Source organism: Pseudomonas sp. FG47 (genome assembly GCF_057809115.1).
The window spans coordinates 1-6,370 of record NZ_JBMDJI010000072.1; the positions used below are offsets into that span (position 1 = coordinate 1).

General features: G+C 64.0%; 10 protein-coding genes. 6 read left to right on the forward strand and 4 right to left on the reverse strand.

Annotated features, from left to right (window positions below; all coding sequences use genetic code 11):
- Window positions 1-272: 272 nt before the first annotated feature.
- Window positions 273-602 carry a hypothetical protein gene (locus tag ACODS5_RS24425; RefSeq protein ID WP_489109863.1) on the forward strand — a complete coding sequence of 110 codons (330 nt, stop codon included), beginning with the start codon at window positions 273-275 and terminating at the stop codon, window positions 600-602.
- 109 nt (window positions 603-711) lie between these two features.
- Here the strand turns inward: ACODS5_RS24425 and ACODS5_RS24430 are convergent, their stop codons facing one another.
- Window positions 712-1,434, reverse strand: coding sequence for a DUF4377 domain-containing protein (locus ACODS5_RS24430; protein WP_489109864.1), 723 nt, complete (start codon window positions 1,432-1,434; stop codon window positions 712-714).
- 421 nt (window positions 1,435-1,855) lie between these two features.
- On the opposite strand from ACODS5_RS24430, the gene fos reads away from it, so the two are divergent.
- Window positions 1,856-2,266 carry a fosfomycin resistance glutathione transferase gene (gene fos / locus ACODS5_RS24435; RefSeq protein WP_134693502.1) on the forward strand — a complete coding sequence of 137 codons (411 nt, stop codon included), beginning with the start codon at window positions 1,856-1,858 and terminating at the stop codon, window positions 2,264-2,266.
- On the opposite strand, the gene ACODS5_RS24440 is transcribed toward fos, so the two are convergent.
- A complete protein-coding gene (locus ACODS5_RS24440; RefSeq protein WP_489109865.1) occupies window positions 2,239-2,781 on the reverse strand; it encodes a GNAT family N-acetyltransferase in 543 nt (180 codons plus the stop codon). The genes fos and ACODS5_RS24440 overlap by 28 nt on opposite strands.
- Before the next feature lie 167 nt (window positions 2,782-2,948).
- On the opposite strand from ACODS5_RS24440, the gene ACODS5_RS24445 reads away from it, so the two are divergent.
- Entirely contained in the window at window positions 2,949-3,449 is a 501-nt protein-coding gene (locus tag ACODS5_RS24445) for a methylated-DNA--[protein]-cysteine S-methyltransferase (RefSeq protein WP_489109866.1), read from the forward strand.
- Between the two features lie 9 nt (window positions 3,450-3,458).
- On the opposite strand, the gene ACODS5_RS24450 is transcribed toward ACODS5_RS24445, so the two are convergent.
- Window positions 3,459-3,701, reverse strand: a complete 243-nt coding sequence (locus ACODS5_RS24450) for a hypothetical protein (protein WP_489109867.1) — start codon at window positions 3,699-3,701, stop codon at window positions 3,459-3,461.
- Window positions 3,702-3,797: 96 nt separating this feature from the next.
- Here ACODS5_RS24450 and ACODS5_RS24455 point away from each other — a divergent pair, with 96 nt between their 5' ends.
- Entirely contained in the window at window positions 3,798-4,307 is a 510-nt protein-coding gene (locus ACODS5_RS24455) for a DUF2867 domain-containing protein (RefSeq protein ID WP_134693506.1), read from the forward strand.
- Between the two features lie 152 nt (window positions 4,308-4,459).
- Complete coding sequence (locus ACODS5_RS24460) at window positions 4,460-5,146, forward strand: metallophosphoesterase (RefSeq protein ID WP_134693507.1); 687 nt, start codon at window positions 4,460-4,462, stop codon at window positions 5,144-5,146.
- Here ACODS5_RS24460 and ACODS5_RS24465 read toward each other — a convergent pair.
- Window positions 5,124-5,738 carry a LysE family translocator gene (locus ACODS5_RS24465; protein WP_489109868.1) on the reverse strand — a complete coding sequence of 205 codons (615 nt, stop codon included), beginning with the start codon at window positions 5,736-5,738 and terminating at the stop codon, window positions 5,124-5,126. The two genes, ACODS5_RS24460 and ACODS5_RS24465, sit on opposite strands and share 23 nt — an antisense overlap.
- A 146-nt stretch (window positions 5,739-5,884) precedes the next feature.
- On the opposite strand from ACODS5_RS24465, the gene ACODS5_RS24470 reads away from it, so the two are divergent.
- Entirely contained in the window at window positions 5,885-6,304 is a 420-nt protein-coding gene (locus ACODS5_RS24470; protein WP_134693509.1) for an RDD family protein, read from the forward strand.
- Window positions 6,305-6,370 lie beyond the last annotated feature (66 nt).

The following is a 6,370-nucleotide window of genomic DNA, read 5'->3' on the forward strand; positions in this document are numbered from 1 at the left end:
TTGCTTGCTTGCTTGCTTGCTTGCTTGCTTGCTTGCTTGCTTGCTTGCTTGCTTGAGCGTAACTTTGTCTGAGTTTTGCATAGCGCATGCTCGATAAATAAAGCCTCGAATCTACGTGCAGATCTTCTGCTGGTTAATCAGACGATTCTGATAGCTTCTCATGCGCGACGGCGTTGGAGCGCAACGTTCCAGCAGTCATCATCTACTTTGGTTGGTTGGCGGTCCTTTCTGGCAATTGTTAGAATCCATCAGTTCTTATGGATCAATTGCAAATGCAAATTTTTCGTACTCTTATTTGCTCGGCCATGCTCACATCCCTTGCAGGCTGCGCAACACCTGGCGAGCCGACCGGTAGCAAGCTTACTCGCAAGACTCCAGAGGCATATGCCGCCTGTGTGCTGCCCAAGTGGCAAGCGTTGGCGCCGCAGACCACGCAGAAATCGATTTCCAATGGTTATCGAATCACTGCGTCCAGCTCGGTGACCTCCGATGATGTGTTGGAAGTCGTCAAATCCCACGATGGCAGCCGTGCCACGTTCTACAAAGGCAGCTTCCTGTCCACCAATCGCCTGCGCCAGGCCGCTAAAGCCTGTCTGGATTGAAGGCACTCACAGCGGTGTGACGATGAGGCTTGGGCATGGGCGCGCACCCGGGCAGGTGCAAGTGGCGGGGTGAGGCGGCAGGCCATGCGCGATGGCCTGCCGGGGGCTGTCAACGCTTGCCCGAAGCGTCCTGCTCGACCACCAGGTCCAGGACATAGACCTGCGACGGTGCGTCGGCCGGGGCGTTCTTCCACGCGTACTGCTTCACCCGCAATACGTTGCGTACACCGTCCTGATGCTCATAGCCCTCGATGGACTGGTACAGCGGGTGCCAGGCATCCTGGGTCGGCAGTTGCAGGCCGGCGTCGTCATAGCGCCGCTCGCGCACTTGCAGGCACTGGTAGTTCGGGATCAGCGGGTGGCTGCACTTGACGGTCTTGGCGGCCACTTCCAGGAACTTGATCTCGCCCTTGCTGCCGTAGCGGGTCTCTGGGGTGGCCTCGCCCTGGAACTTGAGGACCGAGCCGTCCTGGGTGGTCAGCTGCAGCAGTGGCTCCGGGGTCTGGCCGCTGATGGTGGTCCGCAGGTCACCCTTGAGCAGTTGGCCGACCTGGGCGTCCAGGTCCATCAGGCTTTTTTCGCAAGCCATCAGGGTCGAGGCGAGGGACTGCACCTTGAGCACGCCGCCCTGGTAGCTGTAGCCACCGAACTGACCGTTGCAGCCGCCGCTGATGTTCAGGTTCCGTTCGCCGAAGGTCAGTCGCAGCTTGCGCTCGACACCCTTGGCCAGGACGGCGATGGGTTTGCCCGAGGCGTCGGTGGCCGAGACCAGGTTCCAATAGTAGGCCGGCAGTGCCGGTTGGGCGGCGACAGTGGCGCTGGTGACAGGCATCGAGGGCGATCCTTCGTGTGGGGTGGAAGCCGAAGTGCAGGCCTGGAGGAGGGTGGCACACACGGCCACGAGGAGAAGATTCTGTTTCATGATTCGCTCTTTTCAGCCTTGAAAAATAAAGGGCGGCATTGGCTGCAAGCAGCCAGCACGCGCCGGTAACCCAGGGGTCGAGGCCGTCCGGGCTGGCCCGTTGCAACGACCTCTGTCGTTACCGATGGCAATGGGACAGCATTGGTTCCGTTCGGTTTCGTGGTGGCAGGCAGCGAGGATGTTGCCAAATATTGCATGAGCGGCGTTGAGTAATGAGGGACGGGTGTGAAACGGGTTGTTTCGTGGGCCTTCCTCTGGGTAAAGTCGCGGCGATCACTTCAGGCCGCGTCGTCTGCTTCGCCGGCAAGGCCGGCTCCTACAGGGATTTGCCATGCTGGCCGGTTTCAATCACCTGACCCTGGCGGTCGCTCAATTGCCGCGCAGTGTCGATTTCTACCACCAGGTGCTGGGCTTCAGGCTCGAGGCCCGCTGGGCCCGGGGCGCCTACCTGAGCCTGGGCGATCTGTGGCTGTGCCTGGCGCTCGACCAGGTCCAGGCCCAAGACCTGCGGCGCAACTATACCCACTATGCGTTCTCGATAACGCAGCAGCACTTCAGCGCTTTCGCGCAACGCTTGCGCGAGGCCGGTGTGGCGCTGTGGAAGCAGGACAAGAGCGAGGGTGAGTCGCTGTACTTTCTCGACCCTGACGGCCACCAGCTCGAAGCCCATGTCGGTGACCTGCGCTCACGGCTGGCGGCTTGCCGGGCCAAGCCCTACGAGGGCATGCAGTTCTTCGATTGAGGCGCCACAGGGCGGCGCAACCGCGCCATGTACAGGGCATCGACCAGCTGGCCGTCGCGCACCGCATAGTCGCGCAGACGGCCCTCGGCCTCGAAGCCGAACTTGCGGTACAGCGCCTGGGCGGCTTCATTGTCGGCATAGACGGTCAGTTCCAGGCGCGCCAGGTTCATCCAGTTGTCGGCAACCTCCAGTGCGCCAGCCAACAGCCGTGAGCCGATGCCCTGGCCCTGCCAGGTCGTGGCGACGCCCATGCCCAGCACGCCGGCATGCATGCGCCGCACCCGGCTCACTTGCTCGAGGCCGATATTGCCGATGACCTGGCCCTGGTGCAGGGCCACCAATTGCAAGTGCCGTTCGCTGTCCCCGGTCAGGCGCCTGCGCCAGGCATCGGCCGACTGAAAAGGCATCTGCAGGACCTGGCGGCATACCGCCGGTTCGTTGTACAGCGCGGTGACGCCTGGCACATGGGCTTCGGCAAAGCGTTCGAGGGTAATGTCCGGGTTGAGCGAGGGCACTGTATTTTCATCCTTGGCAAGACAAGTGGCAGGCTAGTGTGGTGCTTTGCAAAACACCACGCCAGTGTAAGGCGCGGCCAAGGATCGCTACCAGAGCAAGAAACCGGGTGCGCATCCACCCCGGCCTGGGTACAGTGCCTCGATCAGCCACTGCCCGGAGCCTGCCCATGTCTTGCGCCTTCACCTTGCTGCAATCGCCGGTCGGCACCCTCACCCTGGTCGCGCGCGGCGAATGCCTGGCCGCCGTGTTGTGGGAGCAGGAGCGAGAGAACCGGGTGCGCCTGGGCGCGCTGCATCGCGACGACCAGCACCCGACCTTGCGGGAAACGGCCCGGCAGTTGGGCGAGTACTTCGCCGGGCAGCGCCAACGCTTCGACCTCAAGCTGGATTTCACCGGCACGGTATTTCAACGTCAGGTATGGGCGGCGCTGCTGAGCATCCCCTTTGGCCAGACCCGCAGCTACCGCGATATCGCCCAGCAGATCGGCCACCCCAGCGCGGTGCGGGCGGTGGGTGCGGCCAACGGGCGCAACCCGATCTCGATCATCGCCCCGTGCCATCGGGTGATCGGCGCTTCGGGCAGCCTCACCGGATTTGCCGGCGGCCTGCCGGCCAAGCAGTACCTGCTGGGGCTCGAGGGGCGGCAAAGCCTGGCATTGGCGTTCTGAACCAGGTGTTCAGCCGAGCCAGGCCGCCAGGCTCACCAGCAGCAAGGTCGAAGCCGTGCCGACAAACAGGCTGTAGTGCCGATGGGCACGCCGCGCATGTTCCTCGACTTCCCGCAGGAACTGCCCAGTTGGCGGCGCGTCAGGGCGATGGCGCAGGCCTTCGGCCAGATCGGCCAGGCGCCCGCGGATCAACCCACCCACTAGGTAGTAGCTGCCGGCATAGCTGGCCAGGGTCAACAACAGGTATTTCATGTCGCCGCTTCCTTGGCGTTGAGACAGGCCCAGAGGATACTATCGCCTCAGTCGCCTTCACCAGGCGCCAGGCTTGGATTTCATGGAAGAACAGCGATGACCCATACCGCCACCATCCCCGCCGACTCGCTTATCGCCGCGCATGCGGCCCAGGCCAGTTTTCGTCATTGTCGGGCTATCATCCTCGCCGATGAGCAGCAGCCGGCCATGGCCCTGTTCTTGCGGCTGATGGCCGACATGCCGGGCTGGATCGACCACCTCATGGCGCTGCGCAACCGTGTGGTCGCGCCAATGGGCCTCAAGGACCTCGGGCGTCTGACCGCCATCGATCCCGCCCGTGGCGCCGCCAGCTACCAGCCGGGTGAGCGGGTGGGAGTCTTCACCTTGCTCGCCAACCAGGCGGACGAGGTGCTGCTCGCCGACTGCGACCGTCACCTGGACGTGCATATCGCTCTACTACGCCGCCCGCTCGGCGCAGGCCAGTGCGAAGTACGGGTCAGCACGGTGGTGCGCACCCACAACTGGCTGGGGCGGCTGTACATGCTGGCGGTGGCGCCATTTCACCGTTTGATCGCGCCGATCGCCCTGCGTCGGTTGCGCACCTGACGGTCGGGACGCCGGCGGGCGAAACACACCTCGAGCTGCGTGATCGGGGTGCTCTGTGCCATGCTGTCGCATGCCTGGCCGGCAGGCTCCTGAGCCAGGGCGATTTGCCTTATGCCCCTCTGGTGTCGCGCCCGTAGTAGAGGATCGATGCAATGAACGCTTTTCGGCGGCTAGCTGCCAATACCCGCGGGCGCGATCTGGCCGTGGGGGACATCCATGGGCATTTCGGGCGTTTGCAGGCCTGCCTGGACGCAGTGGGGTTCGATCCTGCGCTCGATCGCCTGTTCAGCGTGGGGGATCTGGTCGACCGTGGCCCGGACAGCCCGCAGGTTTTGGCGTGGCTGGCCAAGCCCTGGTTCCATGCGGTGCAGGGTAACCACGAGACGCTGGCGATCAATCACCTGTGCGGCGGTCGCGTCGACCTGGCAACCTACCGCGCTGTCGGTGGCGCCTGGTTCCTCGATCTACCTGCGCAGGCGCAGCGGCTTTTTGTCGAGGCGTTCCAGCAACTGCCCGTCGCGCTGCAGGTCGAAACCGCTGACGGCCCGGTTGGCTTGCTGCACGCCGACAGCCCTTTCAGCGACTGGGCACAGGTGCGTGAGGGGCTGGACGATGCAGCGGTTCGCGAGGTGTGCCAGTGGTCGCGGCGGCGCCTGCAGGTTGGCGACAGCACACCCGTGCAAGGGCTACGCGCCTTGCTGGTCGGCCATACGCCGGTGCCTGCGGTCAAGGTGCTGGGCAATGTCTGGCACCTGGACACCCGGGGCTGGAGCAGTGGCTCTTTCAGCCTGCTGGACCTTGCCAGCCTGACCTTGGTCAGCCCCACAGCAGATGCATGAGCACGCCAACGGCGAGCAGCATCAGTACTACCCCCGAAGCCCGTTCCAGCCAGGGCAGGGCCAGGCCGAAGCGGCGTAGCACCCGGCGGTTGCCGATGGCCATGGCCACCAGCAGGTCCCAGAGCAGCACGGCGCTGAACATCCAGCTGCCGTAAGCCAGCTTCACCAGGGCGGCGCTGCCGGCGAGCATGCTCGCCAGGCTGGCGTAGAACAGGGCGTTCTTGGGGTTGAGGATGCCCGAGGCAAAGCCCAGGCCCAGGTTGCCCAGCCACCCCGTGGCCGTTGCAGGGCCTTGGCCTGGCTCCAGGCGGCTGTGCCCGGCATGACGCAAGAACAGTTGCCCGATGTACAGCAGGTAGGCGCAGCCGGCCAGTTGCAAGGCGATGAACAGGGCGCTGCCGGCCTGCAGGAGCGACATCCCGGCAAAGGCCGCGACAATGAACACGCCGTTGGCCAGCGCCACCCCCAGGCATGCGCCACTGGCCACGCGCCACCCCGCGCTGGCGGCGGCGCGGGCGATCAGGAAGAAGTCCGGGCCAGGGGAGAGCAGGGCGAGGAAGTGGGCGGCGGCGATGACCAGGAACTGTTGCATGGGGCGGTTTCCTTGCAGGCAAAACCGCAGTCTGGCGCTGCTCGAACGCGGGGTATTGAAGATTATTGCAAGGTAACCGAAACGGCGCTAAGCCCGCGCCATGATTGGCCGATACAAGGGCTCACCCCTTGCAATGGAATGGATTCATGAGCAGTTCCGCCACCCCGCCCACCTATCAGAAACCCAAGAACCTTGCGGGCTTGGGCCGACGCTGGGGCGGGCAGATGATCGATGTGCTGGTTACCTACGCGATTTTCTTCGTGACCTTCAGGGTCGTCGAGCTCTTGCCACTGCCCGAGCAGGTGGCCACGTTGCTGGCGCTAGGGGTGCCGCTAGCGTACTACCTGTTCTCCGATGCCTTGCCCAATGGCCAGAGCGTGGGCAAGAAACTGCTGGGGATCTGTGTGGTGGACGAGCGCAGTTACCTCAATTGCAGCCTTGGGCAGTCGTTCGTGCGCAACATCACGACGCCGTTCCTGAGCATCTTCGACTGGATCTTCATCTTCTTCGGCTCGCGCAAGCGGCTGGGCGACATGCTGGCCAACACCATCGTGATCAAGGCCTGAGGCCACCGCGTGGCCTGCTTCGCCAGCAAGCTGGCTCCTACGGGCCGGTGTCGGTCACTCAACTGT